This window comes from Nocardia otitidiscaviarum, assembly GCF_007362295.1.
Lineage (GTDB): Bacteria > Actinomycetota > Actinomycetes > Mycobacteriales > Mycobacteriaceae > Nocardia > Nocardia otitidiscaviarum.
Genome location: NZ_CP041695.1, coordinates 4,282,201 through 4,304,592, shown reverse-complemented (window position 1 = coordinate 4,304,592; position 22,392 = coordinate 4,282,201). Strand labels below are relative to the sequence as shown.

The 22,392-nt window shown below is 69.2% G+C and carries 19 protein-coding genes; 7 read left to right on the top strand and 12 right to left on the bottom strand.

All coding sequences use genetic code 11. The features are described 5' to 3' along the window. The first annotated feature begins 223 nt into the window (after positions 1-223). The 3 genes from FOH10_RS19130 (at position 224) to FOH10_RS19120 (ending at position 2,845) form a co-directional block, all read left to right on the top strand. Complete coding sequence (locus tag FOH10_RS19130) at positions 224-721, top strand: GNAT family N-acetyltransferase (RefSeq protein WP_143981772.1); 498 nt, start codon at positions 224-226, stop codon at positions 719-721. Between the two features lie 240 nt (positions 722-961). Next, positions 962-2,185, top strand: coding sequence for an FAD-dependent oxidoreductase (locus tag FOH10_RS19125; protein ID WP_143981771.1), 1,224 nt, complete (start codon positions 962-964; stop codon positions 2,183-2,185). 21 nt (positions 2,186-2,206) lie between these two features. After that, positions 2,207-2,845 carry a TetR/AcrR family transcriptional regulator gene (locus FOH10_RS19120; protein WP_143981770.1) on the top strand — a complete coding sequence of 213 codons (639 nt, stop codon included), beginning with the start codon at positions 2,207-2,209 and terminating at the stop codon, positions 2,843-2,845. An 11-nt stretch (positions 2,846-2,856) separates the two neighbouring features. Here FOH10_RS19120 and FOH10_RS19115 read toward each other — a convergent pair whose 3' ends face one another. Together FOH10_RS19115 and FOH10_RS19110 are read right to left on the bottom strand one after the other, a co-directional pair. Further along, the gene (locus FOH10_RS19115; RefSeq protein WP_143981769.1) at positions 2,857-3,864 is read right to left on the bottom strand and encodes a PHP domain-containing protein; all 1,008 of its coding nucleotides are present in this window, start codon (positions 3,862-3,864) and stop codon (positions 2,857-2,859) included. A 22-nt stretch (positions 3,865-3,886) separates the two neighbouring features. Continuing rightward, the gene (locus tag FOH10_RS19110; protein ID WP_244961278.1) at positions 3,887-4,558 is read right to left on the bottom strand and encodes a GntR family transcriptional regulator; all 672 of its coding nucleotides are present in this window, start codon (positions 4,556-4,558) and stop codon (positions 3,887-3,889) included. 56 nt (positions 4,559-4,614) lie between these two features. On the opposite strand from FOH10_RS19110, the gene FOH10_RS19105 reads away from it, so the two are divergent. After that, positions 4,615-5,133 carry an SRPBCC family protein gene (locus FOH10_RS19105; RefSeq protein ID WP_143981768.1) on the top strand — a complete coding sequence of 173 codons (519 nt, stop codon included), beginning with the start codon at positions 4,615-4,617 and terminating at the stop codon, positions 5,131-5,133. Between the two features lie 5 nt (positions 5,134-5,138). On the opposite strand, the gene FOH10_RS19100 is transcribed toward FOH10_RS19105, so the two are convergent. Both FOH10_RS19100 and FOH10_RS19095 read right to left on the bottom strand, forming a co-directional pair. Continuing rightward, positions 5,139-6,122: a dimethylarginine dimethylaminohydrolase family protein gene (locus tag FOH10_RS19100; protein WP_143981767.1), complete on the bottom strand. Its 984-nt coding sequence runs from the start codon at positions 6,120-6,122 to the stop codon at positions 5,139-5,141. A 194-nt stretch (positions 6,123-6,316) separates the two neighbouring features. Next, a complete protein-coding gene (locus tag FOH10_RS19095; protein ID WP_143981766.1) occupies positions 6,317-6,559 on the bottom strand; it encodes a hypothetical protein in 243 nt (80 codons plus the stop codon). 275 nt (positions 6,560-6,834) lie between these two features. On the opposite strand from FOH10_RS19095, the gene FOH10_RS19090 reads away from it, so the two are divergent. After that, positions 6,835-7,305 (top strand): hypothetical protein, encoded by a 471-nt coding sequence (locus FOH10_RS19090; RefSeq protein ID WP_143981765.1) that lies wholly within the window; start codon positions 6,835-6,837, stop codon positions 7,303-7,305. Between the two features lie 14 nt (positions 7,306-7,319). On the opposite strand, the gene FOH10_RS19085 is transcribed toward FOH10_RS19090, so the two are convergent. The 5 genes from FOH10_RS19085 to FOH10_RS19065 all read right to left on the bottom strand — a co-directional run bounded on the left by FOH10_RS19085 (position 7,320) and on the right by FOH10_RS19065 (position 16,872). Beyond that, positions 7,320-10,628, bottom strand: coding sequence for a DUF4132 domain-containing protein (locus FOH10_RS19085; protein WP_143981764.1), 3,309 nt, complete (start codon positions 10,626-10,628; stop codon positions 7,320-7,322). Between the two features lie 225 nt (positions 10,629-10,853). Continuing rightward, positions 10,854-12,068: an adenosylmethionine decarboxylase gene (speD, locus tag FOH10_RS19080; RefSeq protein ID WP_143981763.1), complete on the bottom strand. Its 1,215-nt coding sequence runs from the start codon at positions 12,066-12,068 to the stop codon at positions 10,854-10,856. Positions 12,069-12,076: 8 nt separating this feature from the next. Beyond that, positions 12,077-13,177, bottom strand: a complete 1,101-nt coding sequence (locus tag FOH10_RS19075) for a type III PLP-dependent enzyme (RefSeq protein WP_143984191.1) — start codon at positions 13,175-13,177, stop codon at positions 12,077-12,079. Between the two features lie 207 nt (positions 13,178-13,384). Continuing rightward, on the bottom strand, positions 13,385-15,892 hold the full coding sequence (locus FOH10_RS19070) for a DEAD/DEAH box helicase (RefSeq protein WP_143981762.1): 2,508 nt from the start codon (positions 15,890-15,892) through the stop codon (positions 13,385-13,387). 23 nt (positions 15,893-15,915) lie between these two features. Beyond that, a complete protein-coding gene (locus FOH10_RS19065; RefSeq protein WP_039815511.1) occupies positions 15,916-16,872 on the bottom strand; it encodes a PAC2 family protein in 957 nt (318 codons plus the stop codon). Positions 16,873-17,174: 302 nt separating this feature from the next. On the opposite strand from FOH10_RS19065, the gene FOH10_RS19060 reads away from it, so the two are divergent. Further along, complete coding sequence (locus tag FOH10_RS19060; RefSeq protein WP_244961277.1) at positions 17,175-17,882, top strand: DUF5642 family protein; 708 nt, start codon at positions 17,175-17,177, stop codon at positions 17,880-17,882. A 4-nt stretch (positions 17,883-17,886) separates the two neighbouring features. Here FOH10_RS19060 and FOH10_RS19055 read toward each other — a convergent pair whose 3' ends face one another. Both FOH10_RS19055 and FOH10_RS19050 read right to left on the bottom strand, forming a co-directional pair. Beyond that, positions 17,887-18,393 carry a hypothetical protein gene (locus tag FOH10_RS19055; RefSeq protein ID WP_143981761.1) on the bottom strand — a complete coding sequence of 169 codons (507 nt, stop codon included), beginning with the start codon at positions 18,391-18,393 and terminating at the stop codon, positions 17,887-17,889. A 20-nt stretch (positions 18,394-18,413) separates the two neighbouring features. Then, complete coding sequence (locus FOH10_RS19050; RefSeq protein ID WP_143981760.1) at positions 18,414-18,833, bottom strand: hypothetical protein; 420 nt, start codon at positions 18,831-18,833, stop codon at positions 18,414-18,416. Positions 18,834-20,014: 1,181 nt separating this feature from the next. Here FOH10_RS19050 and FOH10_RS19045 point away from each other — a divergent pair. Further along, a complete protein-coding gene (locus FOH10_RS19045) occupies positions 20,015-21,103 on the top strand; it encodes a DUF4192 domain-containing protein (protein WP_143981759.1) in 1,089 nt (362 codons plus the stop codon). Between the two features lie 302 nt (positions 21,104-21,405). On the opposite strand, the gene galE is transcribed toward FOH10_RS19045, so the two are convergent. Continuing rightward, positions 21,406-22,389 carry a UDP-glucose 4-epimerase GalE gene (gene galE / locus FOH10_RS19040; RefSeq protein ID WP_039815508.1) on the bottom strand — a complete coding sequence of 328 codons (984 nt, stop codon included), beginning with the start codon at positions 22,387-22,389 and terminating at the stop codon, positions 21,406-21,408. Between the last annotated feature and the right edge of the window lie 3 nt (positions 22,390-22,392).

Here is a 22,392-nt window from a genome sequence, read left to right as displayed (position 1 = left end):
CGAGGTCCTCCAGCGAGTGAGTGCCGTCATCGCCCTTGTGGCAGGTGTCCGCCGCCGACCGCTGGAGGAATCGGCCGAGCACCTACGAGCTACGACGAATGACTGTGAACGCGGCGACGCAGTCGGCGGAAGAGCAACCGCTGCACTCGATTTCGGTGACTTGCGGCACGGCCATGATGAACCGGCCGGGCCCGGCGGCGCACCGGATCCGGCAGATCGTGCTATGCGTGACGACGCCCTCGATGTTCGTCGACTGTCCGCCGAGGATTGGAAATGCCAGCGAGAATTAGCTCTTCGTTCCATCGCGGACACACCGTGGGCGTTCAAGACGACCCTCGAGCAGGCGGCGGCGCGGACGGAGCAGGAGTGGCGCGCGCTGGTCGAGTCGGCGAGGAGCAGGTTTGTCGCGACGCGGGATGGCAAGCCGGTCGGCAGTATCGGCACGGTTGCCGATCCCGAGCGATCCGACACGTTGGAGATTGTCGCTGTGTGGGTTGCCCCCGAGGCGCGCGGAAGTGGGGCAAGTGACCGGCTGCTGCACGCTCAGCTGCAGTGGGTGCACGACAATGGCTACCGTCGAGCGGTGCTGTGGGCTCGGCAGGACAACGCTCCGATGCGACAGCTGGCCGAGCGGCACGGCTTCGCTCCCACCGGTCGTACCAGAGACAGCCCGGGCGGCAACGCCATTCCGACAGTGGAAATGAGCCGGGACCTGTCCTGACGGCCGAACTGACCTGAGCCGCTGCGCCGCCGCGCGGCCACATACGCATTCGCCAGCACCATCGCCACTTGCGGAGCGACCGCAAGCGCCGCCGCGAACGGTGACAGCACCGGAGTCAGGAGCATTCCCGGTGCCGATGGTTCGTGGGTACTCGGATTCTCGAATCCATAGTTACGAGTCCGTAGTTACGTTACCGTATCAAACGTCGGAAGCGAGCGGGCAGGACAAGGGGAACCGTCGATGAGTGCGAACTGTGTGGTGGTGGGGGCTGGGCCGGTGGGGTTGGTCGGGGCGCTGGCGTTGGCGCGGCGGGGTGTGGCAGTGACGGTGGTGGAGGCCGAGGGGGTGGGGCGGGTGCGGCCGGGGAGTCGGGCTATCGGGTTGTTCGCGCCGACCGTGCGTCGGTTCGATGCCGTGCTGCCGGGGCTGGGGGAAGCTGTTGCGGCGGCGGGGATTCGGGTTCGGGGTTATGACGCGTACTACGGGGAGCGTCGGGTGTTCGGGTACCGCTCCCGGCGCGGCGTGCTGGGGCGGGTGATGCCCAGTGAACTGCTGGGTGTCAGTCTGCCGCAGACGGTTACCGAGAACCACCTGTACGAGGCGTGCGTGGCGCACGGCGTGCGGTTTCGGTGGGCGTCGCCACTGATGCGGTTGACCAGCGGTCCGGACGGAGTCGAGATCGAGCTCGGCACGGGGGAAACCCTCTCTGCCGCATACGTTATCGGGGCCGATGGGGCGCGGTCGCGGGTGCGGGACCAGATCGGCGCGACCCTGCGGGGTACACCGGACGACACCCGATTCGTCATCGTCGACGTCGCCGACCACCCGGACGGCACGACACCGCACATGCCGGGCTTCTTCCAATACAACTGTCCCCGCCTGGGCGGGCGCAATGTCATGCACATGCCGTTCCAGGGCGGGATGCGCATCGATCTGCAATGCCTGCCCGGCGACGACATCGACTACTGGTCCGGTCTCGACGGCATCCGGCGGTGGACCGCCGAGGTCGTCGACCCCTGGTACGGGGAACATGTGACCTGGGTGTCGAGCTACCGCTTCCACCAATCGGTCGCCGACACCTACACCGACCCGCACCGGCGGGTCCTGCTGGCCGGGGAAGCCGCACACCTGTTCGCGCCGTGGGGTGGAAGAGGGCTCAACTCAGGGGTTTTCGACGCCACCGATGCCGCCACCGCCATCGCGCACGCCCTCCGCACCCCCGATCCGCGCCGCGCCCGCCGCGCGATCGAGCGGGTCGCTTGCCACCGGCGCGCCTGGGGCATCCGCAATCGCGACCTATCGTCGCGCGCCCTGCGGATCATGCGCGCCGCCGAGCCCGACACCCTGCGCGTCCGTGATCGGGCGGCGCGTCTCGCGCCCGTATGCTGGCCGGCCGGAGCCTGGCTGGCCAACGCGCCGCTGCAAGTGGCGCCGCCACCGGTCGGGTTGCGCGGCCTGTACTGAGCACCGCATACGGTGAACCGTATGCCCGCTCCCCTCGAGTCGCCGCGGAAACGTCAACCGCGCATGGACCTGGAAGTTCGTCGCGTCCAGGTCCTGGACGCCGCCCTGCGGCTGGTTGTCCGTGACGGCTACGCGGCCGCCACCATGGAGGCGATCGCCCGCGAGGCCCAACTCGCCAAACCCCGTGTGTACGCCGCCTATCCGGGCCGCGGCCCGCTCCTGCTGGCACTGCTGGAACGCGAACAGCGACGCACCATCGACACCCTCGCGACGGCCATGCCCCCCTTCGACGACGACAGCGACTTCGAAACCATCCTCACCACCGCCGCCACCAACCTACTGCACGCCGTCGTCGAACATCCGGCATCCGCCCTCCTGCTGACCGCCCCCGCCGACGACGCCCCCGCCGAAGTCCGCGAACACGCCGCCCGCGCTCGCGCATTCGCCCGCGACAACCTGCGCGCCCTCATCGAATGGGCTCGCCCGCGCCGCCCCGACCTCAGCCGCCTGGACCCCGAACTGCTGTCCATCGCACTGCTGGCGGTCGGCGAACAACTCGTCCGTCTGGCCGTCACCGATCCCTACCGCTACCCCCCGGTCCACCTCGCCGAATTCGTCACCACCGCCGTCGACCATCTCAGCCGCCCGGCCGGGACCTGATCGCGCTGCTGTCAGCCGCGGGATGTCCACGCCAGCAACTCGTCCACCGGCCAGGTATTGACGATGCGCTCGATCGGGATGCCGCTGTCCACCGCGCGTTGGGCGCCGTAGCCGAGGAAGTCGAGTTGGCCGGGGGCGTGCGCGTCGGTGTCGATGGAGAACTGGCAGCCCAGGTCGCGAGCGAGGCGGAGCAGGCGGGTCGGTGGGTCGCGGCGTTCGGGGCGGGAGTTGATCTCGACGGCGGTGCCGTGATCGCGGCAGGCGGTGAAGACCGCTTCGGCGTCGAAGGTGGATTCGGGGCGGCGGCCGCGAGAGCCTTCGACCAGGCGGCCGGTGCAGTGGCCGAGCACGTCGACGCGGTGGTTCGAGACGGCGCGAATCATCCGCCTGGTCATGGCGGCGGATTCCATTCTGAGCTTGGAGTGGACGCTGGCCACGACGATATCGAGGCGATCGAGTAGAGCCGGGTCCTGATCGAGGGAGCCGTCGTCCAGAATGTCCACTTCGATGCCGGTGAGAACGCGCATGGGGGCGAACCGTTCACGCAACTCGTCGATGACGTCGAGCTGTTCGCGCAGCCGCTGCGCCGACAGGCCGTTGGCGACGGTCAGGCGCGGCGAATGATCGGTGAGCGCGCAGTACTCGTGACCCAGGGTGCGGGCGGTGTCCATCATCTCCGCGATGGGCGCCGAACCGTCGGACCAGTTCGAGTGCAGGTGCAGATCACCCCGCAGTGCCGCGCGCACCGCACCGCCGCCCAGATCCTGTGCCGCCGAGCGCAATTCGATCAGTGCGTCGGGTTCGCGACCGGACCACGCCTGGGCGATGACCGCAGCCGTCTTCGGTCCGATGCCGGGCAGCGACTGCCAGGCGTTGGTGCGGCCCAGCACCTCGCGCTGGGCCGTGTCCAGCCGTTCGACGATATCGGCGGCCCTGCGGTAGGCCATGACCCGTCGGGTGTCCTCGCGGGCGCGGTCCTTCCAGTACGCGATCTGGCGTAGTGCGACGACGGGGTCCATGCCTCCAGTGTGCCCGGGGGCGTCACGCGGGGTCGGTCAGTCCGGTCGCGGTGAGCGTGAGGTGCCGGGTCAGTACGGCGGCGGCGGTATCGGCGTCGCGCGACAGCGCCGCCTCCTCCAGGCGGCGGTGTTCCGCGGCTCCGTCCCGATCGGGATTGCGGTGTGCCGACCAGCGGCGGGCCAGCTCACTGGCGGTCCACAGGCGGTCGAAGGTCTCCAGGAGCACGGGGTTGCCGCACCCCTCCAGCAGGGTGCGGTGGAACCGGCGGTGCACCTCGGACCAGGCGTCGGTGTAGTACGCGCCCTCCTCCGGAGCGAAGGCCGGGGTGCGGGCCAGCCGGTGGTGGGCGGCGCGCACCCGGGCCTCCCAGTCGACGTCGCCGCGCTCGATGGACAGCCGCAGCAGCACCGGTTCGACGGTGCGTCGCGCTTCCGCGATCTCCTGCCAGCGGCGATCGGAGTACTCCGGGACGGCGAAGCCGCGGTTGGGCAGCCGGTCGGCCAGACCTTCGCCGACCAGGCGCACCAGCGCTTCGCGGACGACAGCCAGACTCACGCCCTGGTCCCGGGCGAGATCCTGCGGTTTGAGGGCGGTGCCGGGAGGGTGGTCGCCGCGCATGATCGCCGTGCGCAGGTGGGTGTAGACCTGCTCGGACAGCATCTGCTTACCCGTGGACAGCGGAGTGGAGGGCACAGGGGCAGCATAGACAGTGCGCAAGATAATCGATTATTCGTGTTATCGTCGATCACATGTCCAATCATGCGAACGCCCCCGTCGAAACGCCCTCCACGGCAGATGTCATCGAACGGATCGAGGTCTCGAGGCTCATCCCCGCGCCCGCCGCCGCCATCTTCTCGGTGCTGACCGACCCGAAGGGGCACGTCGATATCGACGCGTCGGGAACGCTCCTCGACGCGGAGGGTGCGACGGTCGAGCGGACCGGCGACCGGTTCGTCGTCCATATGGATCGAGAGGCGTTGGGCGATCTTCCGCTGGGGCGATACGACGTCGAAGTCGTCATCACCGAACTGGTTCCGGATACCGAGATCGCGTGGACCGTGGAGGCCCACATCAAGCCGCACGCCCGCCACATCTACGGCTACCGGCTCGAACCGGTCGCGGACGGCACCCGCGTCACCTCGTATTACGACTGGTCGGAGGTCGACGAGCACTGGCGGCGGCGCGTCGACTTCCCGGTGGTCCCCGCATCGGCGCTCAGGGCGACGCTCGGAATTCTCGAGCGCACCGTCCGGCGGCGCGCCGCCTGAACCGATCAGTCCGCGCGCAGCAGCGGTTGGGTCGAGCAGCGGAATGCCCCACCGAACAGCCGCGACACACTGAAGTCGATGTATTCGACGGTGATACCGCGAGCCTTCAATTCCGTGCCCACCCGCTCGAATTCGGGATCGGTGAGGTAGGTGTCCGCATCGATGGGCAGGCCGTTGGTCGCCATGGCCGCGGCCTCGTCCTCGCTGACCTCGATACTGTCCCAGTCGCGCAACGGCTCCGGCAGGCCGTCGGGCAGACGGTCGGGGCAGGCGATGAGCAGATCGTCGCGGACCAGGCTCAGCGCACAGTCCAGGTGCAGGACGTGCGCGGGCAGGCGCACCGGGATGGCGGTGAAGCCGAACGGCTCCAGATATCTTGCCAGCCAGCGGAATCCGAGGTCATTGGTGGCCACGCCGGACAGACCGACGAAGACCTGATCACCCAGCACCAGCACATCTCCACCCTCCAGGAACGGTCCCGGTCCGGGGTCGCCCAGCGGTGCGATACCGGGTCGGGGGAGTGCGACATACCGTGCGGCGGAGGGGAGGACGCGGTCGAGCAGCAGTTGCCGACTGGGCAGCACCTCCATGCGCCGGTGCGGGAACTGCAGCGTTCCCTCGATCACGTGATCACCCACCGTGAACCAGGGATCGCGGACAAAGAAATTGGCGTAGCCCGCCGGCCCGGCCGCTGCCTTCTCGGCCTCGTCGAACAGGCGCGGACGCAACACCTCCACTCCGTGGCGGCGTAGCACGGCGGCGAGTTCGTCGCGCTCGGCCTCCCACGCGGATTGCTGCTCGGGGTACACCTCGCCGAACTCCCGGCCCCACACCGCCTCCAGGATGTCGGCCGCACCGGGCTCGACCGGCATCGAGTGTCCGAAGACCTCCGCATTGGCTGGAGCCCGGAACTCGCACCGCGCGACGACCATGGTTCGCAGCGGCGCGAACTCGCTGTCCACCCGTACCCGCAACGATTCAGCGACCATGAAATCGACTATACGCAGGGATCCCGCCCGCGGCGTCGAGCTGCGGGACCGTCACCAGCCACCGGCGAGGAACGCCGACGGATTCGACAGCGGGATTCACCACAGGTCACGTTTTCGCGGGCGTGCCGACAGTCACCACCCGGCGTACGAGACAGGTGGCAATGGTTCGGCTAATGCGTCCCGGGGCGATACGCTCAGCGCCGCTCGGAGTGGAGGGCGGGCTCGAGTAGTCGTTGGCGAGCCAGTCGCTCACCGAGTTCGGGCATGGCGCCGGGGGGATTGCCGGTCAGATCGTCGAGACTCCACCGGAGCACCAACTCCACCCGCTGTCGTGACACGCTGCCCGCGAGTTCGGCGGACAGCCGCTCGACCGTCTGGTCGTACACCGCCGGGTCGATGGTTCGCGTCGGCCCGGGCGTTCCAGTAGTGGGAATCACAGGTACAGGCTGCTGGGTGGGTAGCCGCCGCGGCAGAGCCGAAAGACCCTTTCTGAGATGGCCTTCACACCGAACGGGACGGCCCGGAGCGTCGTGGCACGGCTGCGCGGACGACGCTAACCTCGGTTTCGGGACAATCGCGACGCTCTTCGTCTGGGACGGCGGGCGGGGCGTTGCTCGTCTCACCCGTGTCAGCGCTGACTCGCGTGTGAAAGGTATTGGCAAACAACTACTTTGGAGTTCGATCGGCTATGGTTTCGCACACCGCACCCGCAATGAGACCGCACCGGCGGGCCGAGATGGTTCCGGTCGGCACGAGCGCATGGCATGACGGATCGCTGTGGTGGGATGCGAAATCCGTGCTGGTGACGCGTCCGGTCGCACCGGGAAGTATCGCCACCGCACCGCATCTGGTGCTCCCCGCCGAACAGGGGCGACTGGCCTTCGTCCTCTCCTCCTATGGGGAGGAAGCGCAGCAGCTCGCCTACGACGGCCGGGTCGTGATCCAGATCGGCGACTGGCGCGGCCGCCCCGCACTGGGATCCCGCCAGCACTACGGGACCGCGCACATCGTCAACGATCCCCGGGTGACCGAACGGGTACACGAGGGGATGCGCATCAAATACGGAGCCAAGATCGCACTGGCGCGCATGGCGCATCGATTCGCGCACGGGGCGGTGCCCTACGGTGACCTGGTCGCCATTGTCGAACTGCATCCGCAGGGTCCGCTGATGATCTCGCGCTGAGTCGTTCGCCTCGGTCAGGTGGTGAGCTGTTCCAGCTCCCGCAACACCTCCGAGACCGTGACCTGATCCAGGTCGGCGAAGGAGTGCTCGGTCCGGTTCCGATGACCCCACGCGGATTCCTGCCCGCTGGCGGTGATGTGCACGCTGATCGTCTGGTCGCCCAGTTCCAGGGCCATACCGGCCACGAAGCCGGGGTCCAGATCGAGGACCACGGACCGATCGTCGCCGAGCGGCCGGAAGATCTCGCCCGAGATACCGGCGTCCATGGGCGTACCGCGCTCCCAGCCGAGGCGGGTCAAGCCGAGCACCTTGCCCGCCGGAACGACCGTGCCGTCGAAGCGGGCGAAGGCGGCGTCCCGGTCGGTGGGCAGGTGGATCTCCCGTTGCAGCTGTGGAAACGGCTGCAGGATCTCGTAATCGGCGAAGACCTCCGCCCATGCGGCGCGGGTGTCCCCGAGATGCAGCGGATGGGCGATGCCGACCAGCATGTCATCGGGCAGGGTGACGGTATCGTCGTCGACGTCGGCGAGGCTGCGATCCTCGGCCACCCGGAAGGAACCGGTCGGCGCGCCGTCGGCGTCGAAGGTGGCCCACACCAGGCGGCGGGTGGGATGCCACAGCAGTGGATGCTCCACGAACAGCCGCCGATGGATCGCGGCGGTCCAGCGCCGGTTGCGGACCATCGCGCGCTCCATGCGGAGCAGCTGCTCGGCGGCAACGGATTTCACATCCTTCTTCAGGTTGTTGAACCGTGTGTATGCTGCCGGTGCGAGTTCCGGATCGTCCTTCACGCCCGGTTTGGGCAATGCCTTGCGGGGTGTCCCGGCCACGTCGCGAACCGTCGGGCGCAGCTGCTCGTCGAAGCCGACGAGGAAGGCGCGCGGTCCGTAGTCCAGCAGCAGCGTCCCGTCCTCGGCCAACCCGAAGCTCGGTACCAGTCGATCGGCCAGTTCCTCCGCCGACATTCCCGCCTCCGCGGCGAGCTGGCGGATCTTCTCCCTCGCTGTGGCCTTGATGCCCTTGAACTTGACCTTCTCGGCAATGCTGTTGAGTTGCATGAGCGCGACGTCGCTGCCGATGGCGGTCAAGACGTCCAGTGCGGCCACCGCGCGCGCGTGTGCGTTCTCGCCGGGCCAGGCGCGGATCAGCGGCGTGAGGGCGCGGGCCGTGTCGTCGGTACCGAGCAGGCCCAGGGCGTGCAGGACCCAGTTCTCGTCGGCGGAGTACCCGGTGAAGCCCCATAGTTCGAACAGCGCCCAGCAGAACTCGGCCAGCGAATCCCGCTCGGCGAGCTCGAGCATCCGGGTGACGCCCGCGTAGTCGCCGGTGGGGCCGCTCATCGCCAACATGGTGCATACCGCCGCCACGGCGTCGGGCGGTAGGGCGCGCGGTCCGTCGGGCCTGGTCAGGACCTCGCGGCGCAGCACGATGGGCGGGAGTGCCGCCGGCACGAGCCAGGTGGGCAGTGTCGGAACGGTTTTCGGCAGGATGTCGAGCGGATCGGTGGACAATGCCGCCACCAGGGCCTCCGCGGCCGACTCGCCGAGCGTGTGCGCGGCCGTGACCAGTGCCTCCCGGTGGCCGCGGCCGTCCAGGGCGCGTAGCGCCTTCCATGCCAGGGTGCGCTGTCTGCCCGTTTTGTCGAAGGCGGCGGTGAGGAGATCCGGTGCCGCCGTGGGCAGGTGACGCTCGAACCAGGACAGGGTCACGGCGCGATTGCGCCGCGAGTCGAGCTGACGGGTCATCAATTCCGTGACCGGGGTCCCCGTGGCCGGGAGCAGGACCGAGATCGTCGTGGCCGCGTTGTGTCGCACGGCGTCGACGATCGTCGCGAGGGCGGAATCGCCGCAGCGGCCCAGGATGCGGCGGAGCGGGTCGACGGCGTCCCACAGCTCGGTCGGCTCGATCAGGTCCAGGTTCGCCAGTGCCAGCGGCGGGGGCGCGGTGGCGATCAGGCGCAGCGTCCACCAGGAGCTGTGCCATTTCCGATCGCGGACGCGCTGGAACTCGTCCTCCCAGTCGCAGTCCGGATCCGTCTGCGCCACAAAGGTATTCGACCAACAATCCTGCTCGCCGGGAAGCCACGACAGAGCGAGCGGCCGCGGTGAGCCGAGACCGGTCAGCACGGTCGGCGGCGCGGGCGCGACGCCGCGTTCCCACGGCGGCACGCGCAGCAACTCCGGCAGGTCATCGCGGGGAACGCACTCCACGGCCGGTTGCGGCGCGTGCGTCCCCGCGTTCAGACCGGGGTACACGCGGGTCAGCAGATCACGCAGCCCGACGGTGAACGGATCGTCGGGCAGGTCGGCGAGCACGCGCGCGGCCCGTCGAGGGAAGCGATACGTCGCCTCGACGGCGGCCGCGCGAACCCCGGGCCGGTCGGTGCGGTGCAGCAGCGCGAGGAGCGCGGCATCGGTGGGCAACTGCGCGAGGAGCTCCGCGATACCGCGCTGGTCATCGGCGGACAAGCCGTACACGTCCAGCAGCTGGGTCAGATACGGCGTCGCGTCGGGGCCGACCTCGATCACCGCGCGCAGGATGTCGGCCCTGCCGGTGAGCCGCCACAGGTATCCGGGGGTGTCCAGGAGTGCGAGTTGTTCGGCCGATGTCACGGTCGCGGCGAGCATGGTCTCGGCGCTATCAGGGTGGGACGCGCAGCGCGCCAGTGCCAGATCGCGGTTCACCCAATCCTGTTCGGTGGGTGCGAGATACGAGGTCGCGGTGTGCACGGCCAGCGCCCGCGATTCGGCGCGCACCCGCCCCAGGCCCGCCACCGCCGCGTGGTACTCGGTATCGCTCAGCGCCGCGAGATGCGTGCGCAGCCGGGGGAGTAGCGTCGCGGCCGGTTCGTCGAACACGTGCGGGCGTTCCGGGCGGCGCGCGACACACCGGGTGAGATCGGCGCCGATATGGCCGACGGACAGTCCGGCCAGCAGCGCACCCGCCGCCGCGGCTGTGCCCGCCCCGTGCGCGGCCACCCATGCGTCGACCAGTCGACCGGTCAGATTGGGCTTGGGGCGGGTGGCATCGGCGACCCGTGCGGCGAGCGCGCCCGCGACCGCGATACCCAGCGGTGTGGCGTCCCCGGGATGTTCGATCGCATGCTCGGCCGCTTCGGCGAGGTCGCGGTATCCGCCTCGGGACGTCAGTTCGATCGCGAGGCGAACACGCTTGTCGTCCAGCCATTTCCGATACAGCCCGAGCGCCTTGGGGTCGGTTCGCACGGCCCGCACGGGACCTCGGCCGCGGAACGGCGTGGCTTTGGCGTGCCATGCGTCGGGCACCACCCACTGGTCCTCGTCGGCGCGGCGCAGGTGTGTCATATTCCCCTCCGTAGTCCCAGCGGCACGGCCGATGGGGTGGCCGGCGTCCGATCGCCACGACTGTAAACGCGGAGTCCGACATATCGGTGGGAGCGCGCTGTGGCTTCTCCGTTTGGACCGGTCGAATGCTCTGTGGGAGAGGGTATTTCGAAGCGAATCGGCGGTCGGCTACGACAGCGCCCCGCACGGTGCTCCGTGCGGGGCGCGGTGCCGAGTCGCCTCGACTCAGACGCTGACGCCGACGCGCAGCGCGTGCGGCTCGATGGCGCCGCGGACGATCGCCCGCTCGTCGATGGTCTCCGCCCGGTACGGCAGCCGCGACAGGGTGGTGGTCATCTTGGCGACCGGGTCGGCGATCGCCTTCGGGGTGCCGAAGATGAAGGTCCACTCGTGCTCGTCGCTGACGTAGGGCACGACGGTGTCGAACAGGCTGTGGAAGCGGGTCCACGAGCGCTTCAGGGTTTCGTTGCGCCACATGGTCTGACAGCCCGCCTGTGCGGCCAGCACGCCGCCCTCGGACAGCAGCGCCTTACAGCGGAGCAGGAACTCGTCCTCGTAGAGGCGGTTGTGCTGGGCGTCCTCGACCCGCTCGTCGGGCAGGTCGATGACGATCATGTCGTAGCGCACGCCCGCGGCCTCGGCCTGGGCCAGGAAGTCCCAGCCGTCGGCGTAGTGCATCTTGATCGGGCCGGTCTGCGCGACCGCCGCGGCCAGATCCGCCTGCGTGTAGCCGTAGGGGAGGTGCTCGGCGCACAGCTCCACCTCGAGCTGGTCGATATCGACGTGGTCGACGAGCGACGCGCCCGCGGCCACCGACATCTGCGAGGCCACGCCCTCACCGGACCCGATGATCAGCACCCGGTCCAGCTTCTCGGCCAGCGCGTACCCCGGGACCAGCATGGCCTCGTGGTAGGTGAGCTGCGAGAACTCGGTGGACTGGCGGTCGTCGTCGGAGAACAGGCTGATGCCCTGCTCGGTCTTGGCGATCACCATGTGCTGGTACGGGGTGTTCGTGTCCACGATCACCTCGGACATGTTCCACACCCGGGTCAGGCCCTCGCCGACCGGCTCGTGGATGCGGCGCGAGGTGTGGCCGCGCTGGATGACCTCCATGTTGACCGATCCGGGCGACAGCTCCTCCTTCAGCAGCTCGACCGCCTTGGTGGCACCGGAACCGATACTGCCGCAGGTGAATACGTCGACGAAGATGTCCCCGGACTCCGGATACGTGTGGATGGAGGCGTGCGACTCCGACAGCAGGGCGAGAATGGTGACCCCCTGCGGCTCGAACTGCTTGTGCACCACATCGCAAATGGTCACCCCCGCGGCGACCAACGATTTTCGGAGCGCACTCTCGAGTCGTTCGAGGTCGTCGCACAGCTGCGGGTCGACACCACCGAACTCGGCCAGCACATGCCAGCCGGTGAATTCTGCCGTCATAAGCGAACTCACTCTCGCTCAGCGCCGATGACATGAACAGTCAAAGGCGGAAAACCGTTGAAGGACACCGACGAATAGCTCGCCGTATAAGCGCCGGTATCGAGGATCCGAACGGGATCACCGGCTCGCAACGTGGTCGGAAGGAGGACACGCGTGCGTTGATAGAGTACATCGTCGCCATCGCAGGTCGGTCCGGCGACCACCGCCTCGTCCATCGGGTCATCGTCCCGATCGGTTTCGAAACGGTAGGCGATGTACTCGTTCTCGGTCTCGGCCATACCGTTGTAGCGGCCGATATCGAGGTATATCCAGCGCCGCCCGTCCGGCGCCTGGCGAACATTCACCACCTCGGCGTGAATCACACCGGTATTGCCCACCAGGGCGCGACCGGGCTCCACCACCAGTTCGGTGTGTTCCGGGAAATGGGCCGCGAACGCCTCGGCGATCACCGCACCCAGCTCGGACAACTCCGGCGCGGCATCGGCGTACGAAATCGGCAGTCCACCACCGACATTCACCGACGGAACCGGAATGTCCTTGACGGCCAACGCTTCCGCGATGGCACCAGCCTGCTCGATGCCGATGCGCCAGGCGATCGGATCGGTCTGCTGCGAGCCCACGTGGAAGTACGGGCCGGCCACCCGCAGGCCCAGGTCACGCGCCCGCACCAGCAGGCGCTTGGCCTCACCGGGATCGCAGCCGAACTTGGTGCCGAACGGCGTCTGCGACTGCGGAGCGGAGGACAGGAACCGGCACTCCACCTCCGCGCCGGGGGCGTGCTCGGCGATGCGAGCCAGATCGTCCTCGGTGTCGAAGGCGTAGCGGCGCACCCCGGCCGCGTGAGCGGCGGCGATATGGGCGGCTTTCTTGATCGGATTCCCGTAACACATGACGGCCGGATCGACACCCTGCGCGATGCAGAGTTCGATCTCACCGATACTGGCGACGTCGAACTCGGCGCCCTCGTCGTTCAGGAGCCGGATGATCTCCGGCACGGGACTCGCCTTGACGGCGAAGCGAATTCGTGCCGCTGGTAGAGCGGCTCGCAGTGCTTGGTAGTTCGCACGGACCCGGTGCAGGTCGATGACCAGACGGGGGGATTCGAGCAGGTTTCGGTTGGTCAATCTAAGGGAACTCTTTTCGATCGGGCGCTGTGGCGGGATGTGGGCAACAGTGCGCGACGATACACGCGATCAGCCTGGAAAAACGAACCGGCCAGCGGTCGTCTTCGTCACCGTACCGCCGGGACGGTTGAACAAACCGGACCGGGCATCTTACGGAACTATGAAGAAATCGGGGCGCGAACGTGGCGGCGGTCAGCCCGCCGACACCGTGACCTCGTCGAATACCACTTCACCGGCGGCATCCGACTCCGCCAGATCGACCACCGCCGCCACGGCCCATCCGTGGTCACCGGACGGATCGTCCAGCACCTGACGCACATGCCAGAAACCCGGCCGCTGCTCGATCTGGAACAGTTTCGGGCCGCGCGCGTTCGGCCCGATACCGATCTCGCCGTATTCGTCGTAGTAGGGCGCGAGTTCGCCTTCCCAGTCCAGGCCGTCGCCCAACTCGTCGAGAGCGTCCCAGCGGCGCAGCGCGGCCATCTCCACCCGCCGGAACATGGCATTGCGCACCAGCACCCGGAAGGACCGCTCGTTCGCGGAGATCGGCCGGGGCGCCTCCGCGCCGAACGCCACCTCCTCGGTATCGCTCTCCGCGCCCGGATTGGTGAGCTGCTCCCATTCGTCGAGCAGGCTGGAGTCGACCTGGCGCACCAGCTCGCCCAGCCACTCGGTGATGTCGTCGAGCTCATCGGTGCGGGCCTGCTCGGGCACCGTGCGGCGCAGCGCCCGGTAGGCGTCGGCGAGATAGCGCAGCACCACCCCCTCGGAGCGCGCCAACTCGTAGGTGGACACCAGCTCGGCGAAGGTCATGGAGCGTTCGATCATCTCCCGCACCACCGACTTCGGCGACGGCTCGAACTCCGACACCCACGGGTGCCCGCCCTTATAGGTCTCGAAGGCGGGCTCGATCAGGTCGGCGAGCGGTTTGGGCCAGGTCACCTCCTCGAGCAGCTCCATGCGCTCCTCGTATTCGATGCCGTCGGCCTTCATCTCCGCCACCGCCGCACCGCGGGCCTTGTGCTGCTGGGCCATGAGCAGCTGGCGCGGATCCTCCAGGGTCGCCTCGATGAGCGAGATGACATCGAGGGTGTAGGTGGGGGAGTCTTTGTCGAGCAGCTCCAGCGCGGCCAGCGCGAACGGCGACAGCGGCTGATCGAGGGCGAAATCGCGTTGCAGGTCCACGGTGAGCCGGGCGCGGCGGCCGAACTCGTCGGGTGTGTCGAGCTGCTGCACCACGCCCGCGTCCCGCAGCGCGCGGTAGAGCCGGATGGCGCGCAGGATGTGCCGCCGCTGCGCCGGACGCGGCTCGTGGTTCCGCTCCAGCAGATGCCGCATGGCGTCGAAGCAGTTGCCCTTGCGGGCGATCACGTTCAGAAGCATGGAATTGGTGACATGGAAACGCGACACCATCGGTTCCGGGGTGGCCCCGACCAGCCGGTCGAAGGTGTCCTCCGACCAGGACACGAAACCCTCCGGCGGTTTGCGCTTCTGGACCTTCTTGAGCTTCTTGGGATCGTCACCGGCCTTGGCGATGAGGCGGGCGTTCTCCACCTCGTGCTCGGGCGCCTGCACCACCACGGTGCCCATGGTGTCGTAGCCGGCCCGGCCCGCGCGGCCCGCGATCTGATGGAACTCGCGGGCATTGAGGCGGCGGGTGCGCACACCGTCGTACTTGGTGAGACCGGTCAGCAGCACGGTGCGAATCGGCACATTGATGCCGACGCCCAGGGTGTCGGTGCCGCAGACCACCTTCAGCAGGCCGTCCTGGGCCAACTTCTCCACCAGCCGCCGGTACTTGGGCAGCATGCCCGCGTGATGGACGCCGATACCGTGGCGGATGAAGCGCGACAGCGATTTGCCGAAGCCGGTGGCGAAGCGGAAGTCACCCAAAGCCGCGGCGATGGCCTCCTTCTCCGCCTTGCTGGCGAAATTCACGCTCATCAGGGCCTGTGCCCGCTCGATCGCCGCTGCCTGGGTGAAGTGCACGACGTACACCGGGGCGAGGCTGGTGGTCACCAGATCCTCGAGAGTTTCGGTGATCGGGGTGCGCACATAGGAAAAGCTCAGCGGCACCGGGCGTTCCGAACCGGAGACGACGGCGGTGTCACGGCCCGTTCGGTCTTTCAGATCCCGGGCGAAGAAGTCGACCTCGCCCAGCGTGGCCGACATGAGCAGGAACTGCACTCCCGGCAGTTCGATCAGCGGCACCTGCCACGCCCACCCGCGATCCGGATCGGCGTAGTAGTGGAACTCGTCCATGACGACCTGACCCACCGGGGCGTCCGCACCCTCGCGCAATGCCAGGTTGGCCAGGATCTCCGCCGTCGCGCAGATGATCGGCGCATCCGGATTCACCGCCGCGTCACCGGTCACCATGCCGACCCGGTCCGCGCCGAACACCTCGCACAGCGCGAAGAACTTCTCGCTGACCAGGGCCTTGATCGGGGCGGTGTAGTAGCTGCGCTGGCCGCGGTTGAGCGCGGCGAAGTGCGCGCCCAGCGCGACCATCGACTTACCCGAGCCGGTCGGGGTCGCCAGAATCACGTTCGAGCCGGTGAACAGCTCGAGCAGCGCCTCCTCCTGCGCCGGATACAGCGTCAGGCCCTGCTCGAGGGTCCAGTCGACGAAGGTCTCATACAGCCACTCGGCATCGACGTCGGGTACGGCACGGTCGGGGACGAGTTCGGAGAGCTGCACGCCCACCTACGTTACTGGTGTGGTCAGGACCGCCGGTCGCCGCCGTCGTTCGCGTCGCCGTCGCCGAATCCGGACTGTTCGGCGAGGAAGCGTTCGAATTCCGCGCCCAGTTCCTCGCCGGTGGGCAGGTCGCTCTCGCTGGCCAGCAGGCTGGACTGGCGTTCCTGGGCGGTGACGAAGCTGTCGTACTGGCGTTCCAGGGCCGCCACTACGGTCTCCACCTCGGAATTGCCCGCGATGTGCTCGTTGACCTGCTCCCGCACCCGGGCCGCCTGCTCGGTGAGCGCCGCCAGGGGCAGCTCCAGCCCGGCGTTCTCGGCGACGCTCTCCAGCAGCGTCTGCGCGGCCTCCGGATAGGCGGTCTGGGTCAGATAGTGCGGGACGTGCACGGAGAAGCCGACCGATTCGTGGCCGTGCTGGGCCATGCGGTACTCCAGCAGCGAGGAGGCGCTGCCCGGCACCTGCAACTCACCCGGCCAGCGCTGGTGATCGCCGATGAGGTCGCGGTCGCTGGCGTGCGCGGTCATTCCGAGCGGTCGGGTGTGCGGGATCGCCATGGGGATCGCGCTCAGGCCGATGGTGCGGCGCACACCCAACTGCTCGGCCAGCAGCCGCACGGCGGTCACGAACTTCTCCCACCGCAGATCCGGCTCCAAACCGGCCAGCAGCAGGAACGGTGTGCCCTGAGTGTCCTTGAGCGCCCACAGGTTCAGCTCCGGCTCGGTGTAGTCGGAGAAGTGGTCGGTCTTGAACATCATGAGCGGGCGGCGCGAGCGGTAGTCGAGGAGTTCGTCCATATCGAACGAGGCGACCAACTCCGCCTCCAGGCTCTCCCGCAGATGCGTGGTGGCCAGGCGGACGGCGTGACCGGCGTCGGTGAAACCCTCCAGCCCGTGCACCAGCACCGGACCCGCGCCGTCAGCGGAGGACAACTGCGGCGCGGGGAACTCCAACTCGTACATGCTCGACTCGTAGTCCATCGCTTCATCCCTTCTGCATGGTCTCCAGCGGTCCGGTCCGGCGGAACTCGGCGGCGCGTGCCGCGGTTCATTCGCCTGACGGGCGATACTGGGACCACCACCATTGTCCCTCATGCCCTCGCGTGCCCGCGCCCCGTGGGTGCGAGCCCGCATCTGGTGTGCAACACGCCCGACGGTGGAACGCATTCCCACACCGCTCGCGGTCACACCTGTTTCCGGCGTGGCATCCCGGATGAACAGCGGAAATTCGGCATAGTGGACGGGTGATCGTGCCGGATTCGCCGTGCCCGCGGCAGCCTCCAGTGTCCGTGGTGCGGCGCCGCCGCACATCGACCGTACGGCGGATATCCGCACTGCTGGGTGTCGCGGCCCTGGGCTGCGCGCTCACCGCCTGCGGAACCACGGTCTCCGGGCACCCCCGGTCCTCGTCCGGGCCGAACTCGACGGCCGCGGCATCGGAACTGGCACGGCTGCTGCCGAATCCATCGCAGTTCCCCGAGCCGTACGCGGCGGTGGAACTGCCGCCGGACACCGCCGAGCAGGCCGCGCACGATCTCGACGGGATTCTGCCGGGCGCGCGGGTCGATCCGGAGGACTGCGCGCCGATGCCGCCGGTGTCCGTACCCGCGGTCTCGGTCGGCACCGACGACGCCACCCGCGCCACCCTCACGGTGGAACTGGTGCGCACCGATCACTCCCTGGCCACCCTGCAACGGCAGCTCGAACGCTGCGGCACCGTGCGCGCCACGCAGAACGGCACGACGGCCACCGTCACCACCGAACTGCTGCCGCCGCCACCGCTGGATGCCGACGAGACGGTGGCGCTGCGGCGCACCGTCCGGTCGGAGGCGGGCGATCCGGAGACCACCCGCAACATGCGCACCCTGCTCGGTCAGGTCGGCGATGTGCGAATCACCGTGACCTACATGACCTTCGGTGCCGACAGCCTCGACGGCGAGGCCCTCGACTCGCTGTTCACCACCGCGGTGAGCAAGGTGCGCAGGGGCTGACGGGTCAGCAGGCCGAGCCGCTCGCCGAGCCGCTGCCCGCGGAACCCGAACCGGCGGAACCGCTTCCGGCCGAGCCGGTATCGGCGGATCCGGAAGCCGAACCGGTGCCCGCGGACCCGGAGGCCGAACCGGTGGGGAACCAGCCGCAGCCGGAGGCGTGCTGGGTGACGGTGTAGACGATGGTCGACGTGTTCTGCGCCTGTCGCGCGCCCACCGTGTACGTGCCCGAGGCTTCCGGCCGCCACTGCAGCGTGGCGGTGATCAGGCCGGAGCTGGTGCGCTGCGGCGTGGCGGTGCCGACGGCGGTGTTGTTGATCAGGAAGTCCACCGCCTCGAACTGGGTCACGGTCACCTGGATGAGGCAGCCAGCCGCGACCGAGCACGGCCGCTCGTCGATACCGGTGATGCTGATGTCCTCGATAGCCGCGGACGCGGAGCCCGCCAGGACGACCGGTGCGGTCAGGGCGAACAGCGCGGCGGTCGCGCCCAGCCCGGTACGTGTTCTCGTCATGTGATCACTCTTCTGGCGAATCAGCCCGCCGAACCGGACGGGAGCAGGCCCCCGAAGGATCCGGTGCCGCCTGGGCTCTGGATGTCGTAGGTGATGACGCCCGAGGAGACGCCCTGCTTGGCGACGATGTGGAAGCTGCCGGATTCGCTGGGGTTCCAGACCACTTCGGCCGAACCGCGGTTGGGGTCCCACTGATCCTGCACCGGCCAGGCGTAGCCCACTACGGTGCCGTTCACGGTGACGGCGACCTCGTCGAGACGGTTCTTGCCGACGGTCCGAATGCGGATGACGCAGCCACCCGACGTGCCGCAGGTCTCACCGGATACGCGGGCGTCGACGCGGATGTTCTCGGTATCCGCCGACGCCGTCGGGGCCAGCAGCACCGGCGCGGCGGCGCTCGCCAGGGCGACCGCGAGACCGCCGAAAGTACTTCTCTTCATTGCTGATGCGTTCTTCCTTCCGACACCGAGCCGATGGTGTCGAGGCGGACTGTAACAGCGCGACGGTGGCGGTTCGGGCAAAATGAAACGCTACGCATTCAGATTTTTCGCCGGGTAGGTCACCGATCGCCCATCACGCGACCTGCCGGAATCGGACGGTAGCAGGGGGCACCGACGAAAAGCCCTCGGCGCGAGCCGATTCGCACCCATTCCGCACAGCCGCGGCGACTACTCACAGACTTGTCCGACGCCCAGGTCGGCACTCCGGCGCGGTCGGCGCCATCGCGCACCGTGAGGACATGACGAATTCCACCGAACCCCTGCCCGCACCGCCACCGGGTGACGCCCCGCGTTACCGGTACTGCGAACCCGCGCGCATCCCGCGCCACCGCGGCCGCCGCACCTGCTCGGGCGGGAACACCTTCCCACCGGACGACTTCGGCACCGAACGCTGGCTGCCACCATCGCCGGATCCGCTGGCGGACGACGACCCGCCGCCGGTCGAGGGCAGCGAAACATCCGACACCCGTGCGGCGTACACCGAGCCACCCGGGCGCGGTGCGGACTCCGCAGTAGGCGCAACGGCATCGGCCGGGCCTGCGCGGTCACGGGAGCATGCGGAGTCGTTGGAGCATGCGGAGTCGCGGGACCATGCGGTGTTGCCGGAGCATGCGGTGTCGCCGGAGCATACGGAATCGTTGGAGCAGACCCAGCCGCGGCAGCATGCGGAGTCGCGGGAGCATGCGGTGTCGCGGGAGCATGCGGAGTCGCCGGAGCATGCGGTGTCACCTGGGCAGGCGGGGTCGCCCGGGAATGCGCTGTCGCCCGAGCGTGCCGCGTCTGCCGAGGCTGCTGGGTCTGTCGAGCGTGCCGCGTCTGCGGAGCGTGCTAGGACTGTCGACAGCGCTGCGTCTACCAAGCGCGCCGCGTCGGTCGAGAGCGCTGCGTCTACCAAGCGCGCCGCGTCGGTCGAGAGCGCTGGGTCTATCGAGAGCGCTGCATCGGTCGAGAGCGCTGGGTCTGTCGACAGCGCCGCGCCCACCGAGAGCACGCTGTCTGCCGCGAGCGCTCAGTCTGCGGAGGACGCAGTACCGGTCGACGACGTGGTGACCGCCGAGAGGGCCGTCCGGGCCGACAGGGCGGCGACGGACGCGGATGCCGCGTCGTTCGGGAATGCCGCTGTGCCGCAGCAGCATCTGCGCGAGCCGGGGGAGTTCATCGCGGCGGTGCCCGCCATGCTCGGATTCGTGCCCGCGCGGTCGCTGGTGCTGGCGGTGCTGCGGGCGGAGGAGGGGCGGTCGGATTCCGCGGCGGTGGATGTGGTGGTGCGGGTGGACACCGACGTGACGGGGCGGGCGGCGGTGCGGGCCATGATGGACCAACTCGCCGATATCTGCGTGCGGCAGCGGGCCGTCGCGGCGCTGGCCCTGATCGTGGACGACCGCGCCACCGTGCCGGATGCGCGCCACCGGGGAGTGCGCACACGACGGCACCGGGAACTGACCGACCTGCTCGCCGCTCGGCTCGCGGCCGCCGATGTCACGCTGACCGGCGCGTGGGCCGTCGCCGGATTCGACGCCGGGCGGCCGTGGTGGAGCGTGCTGGACCCGGCGAACACCGGCGCGCAACGGGCTCCGGCGGACTCACCGGTGACGTTCCGGCAGGTCCTCGACGGTCGCCCGCTGCGCGGATCGCGAGCCGAACTGGCCGCCGTGGTGGCGGTCGACGCCGACGCCCGCGCCGCGGTCGCGGCGGTGCTGGAGTCGGTGGTCACCGCGGCGCAGGCCCGGCTGGCCGCGGCCGTGCGACGCGGCGAAGCGGAGGTCTACACGCGCGCCGCGCTGCGCAAGGTGCTCTGGCAGCTCGCGAACGTCGAATCCGGAGCGCGGCTGCATCCGGCCGAACTCGCGGAACTGGCGGTGGCCCTGCGGAATCCGGTGGTGCGGGATGTCATGTTCGCGCTCGCCCCGGGTGATCACGCCGCGGCCGCGGAGGCGCTGTGGATCCACCTCACCCGCGTTCTACCCGACCCGGACCGGGCCGAGGCGGCGGCACTGCTCGGCTACTGCGCCTATGTGCGCGGCGACGGTCCCCTGGCCGGAGTCGCGCTGGACGCGGCCCTGGCCTCCGACCCGGACCACACCATGGCCCGCCTGCTGGAGACGGCGCTGCGGAACGGTCTGCGCCCGGCCCAACTGCGCCGCATCGCCGAGACCGGCCGCGAAGCCGCCGCGATCCTCGGCGTCGACCTCGGCCCGGAGCTGTCGTGACCGCCCCGGCCGGCCCACTTCCGCGCACCGGTCATCCGGTCGATGCCGGGGGAAGCACGCCGAAACCCCGTCCGCGCCCGGCCAGGCCGAGGCCGGGGCGAACGGGGCTGGGCCGAATGAGTCCGGGGCGACCGGGGCTCGGGCGAACGAGTCCGGGGCGACCGGGGCTCGGCCGAACGAGTCCGGGGCGAATGAGTCCGGGGCGACCGGGGCTGCGCGAACGTGTCCGAGGCGGACGGGACTGCGGCCGAAGGGACTGGGGCGGACGGGACTGGGACGGACGGGGTTGGCGAAGGAGCGGGTCAGCGGCGGGCGCTGTGCGCCCGGTCGCCGAGTGTCTGCAGGAACGACCAGGCATCGGCCACGATGGTGTCCAGTTCGGTGTGTCGCGGACGCCAGCCGAGTTCGGTGACGGCCCGCTCGCTGGAGGCGATGAGCACCGCCGGATCGCCCGCGCGCCGAGGGGCATCGATCGCGCGGATGGGCAGGCCGGTGACGCGTTCGCAGGCCGAAATCACCTCGCGCACCGAGAAACCGGTACCGCTGCCGAGATTGAAGATGCGGTGCGCACCGGGGCGCGACTGCGCCAGGGCCAGCAGATGCGCCTGGGCGAGATCGCGGATGTGGATGTAGTCGCGCACCGCGGTGCCGTCGGCGGTGGGGTAGTCGGTGCCGAAGACCGAGATGGACTCGCGGTGGCCCAGCGCCGTCTGCAGGACGAGGGGAATGAGATGGGTTTCCACGACGCGGTTCTCACCCAGGCCCGCGTACGCGCCCGCCACATTGAAGTAGCGCAGGCTGGTCGCCGCCAGACCGTGCGCAGCCGCGTAGGAGGTGATGGCGTAGTCGATGGACAGCTTCGACGCCCCGTAGGGGTTCGTCGGCCGGGTCGGCGCGTCCTCCACGATCGGCACCTGTTCCGGCTCGCCGTACACGGCGGCGGTGGAGGAGAACACCAGGCGCGGCGTACCGGCGGCCCGCATGGCCTCCAGCAGGGCGAGGGTCTTCACCACATTGCCGTGCCAGTACTTCTCCGGCTGCTGCACCGATTCCCCGACCAGCGACTGCGCCGCGAAATGCAACACGCCGTCGAAGTTCTCGGCGGCGACGAGCTCCACGCCCACCGTGGCGATATCGCCCTCCACGAACTTGGCGCCGGTGGGCACCCCGTCGGCATTGCCGGTCGAGACATCGTCCACCACGACCACCTCGTGGCCGTCCTCGAGCAGCACCTGCGCGCAGACGCCGCCGACATAGCCCGCACCGCCCGTGACCAGAAGTTTCACGCC

Coding starts and splice junctions, on each gene's coding strand:
- FOH10_RS19065 (WP_039815511.1), bottom strand. CDS start 16,872: ATGGACTACGAGTCGAGCATGTACGAGTTGGAGTTCCCCGCGCCGCAG.
- FOH10_RS19090 (WP_143981765.1), top strand. CDS start 6,835: ATGAGACCGCACCGGCGGGCCGAGATGGTTCCGGTCGGCACGAGCGCA.
- FOH10_RS19050 (WP_143981760.1), bottom strand. CDS start 18,833: ATGAAGAGAAGTACTTTCGGCGGTCTCGCGGTCGCCCTGGCGAGCGCC.
- FOH10_RS19120 (WP_143981770.1), top strand. CDS start 2,207: ATGCCCGCTCCCCTCGAGTCGCCGCGGAAACGTCAACCGCGCATGGAC.
- FOH10_RS19105 (WP_143981768.1), top strand. CDS start 4,615: ATGTCCAATCATGCGAACGCCCCCGTCGAAACGCCCTCCACGGCAGAT.
- FOH10_RS19100 (WP_143981767.1), bottom strand. CDS start 6,122: ATGGTCGCTGAATCGTTGCGGGTACGGGTGGACAGCGAGTTCGCGCCG.
- FOH10_RS19055 (WP_143981761.1), bottom strand. CDS start 18,393: ATGACGAGAACACGTACCGGGCTGGGCGCGACCGCCGCGCTGTTCGCC.
- FOH10_RS19130 (WP_143981772.1), top strand. CDS start 224: ATGCGTGACGACGCCCTCGATGTTCGTCGACTGTCCGCCGAGGATTGG.
- speD (WP_143981763.1), bottom strand. CDS start 12,068: ATGACGGCAGAATTCACCGGCTGGCATGTGCTGGCCGAGTTCGGTGGT.
- FOH10_RS19125 (WP_143981771.1), top strand. CDS start 962: ATGAGTGCGAACTGTGTGGTGGTGGGGGCTGGGCCGGTGGGGTTGGTC.
- FOH10_RS19115 (WP_143981769.1), bottom strand. CDS start 3,864: ATGGACCCCGTCGTCGCACTACGCCAGATCGCGTACTGGAAGGACCGC.
- FOH10_RS19085 (WP_143981764.1), bottom strand. CDS start 10,628: ATGACACACCTGCGCCGCGCCGACGAGGACCAGTGGGTGGTGCCCGAC.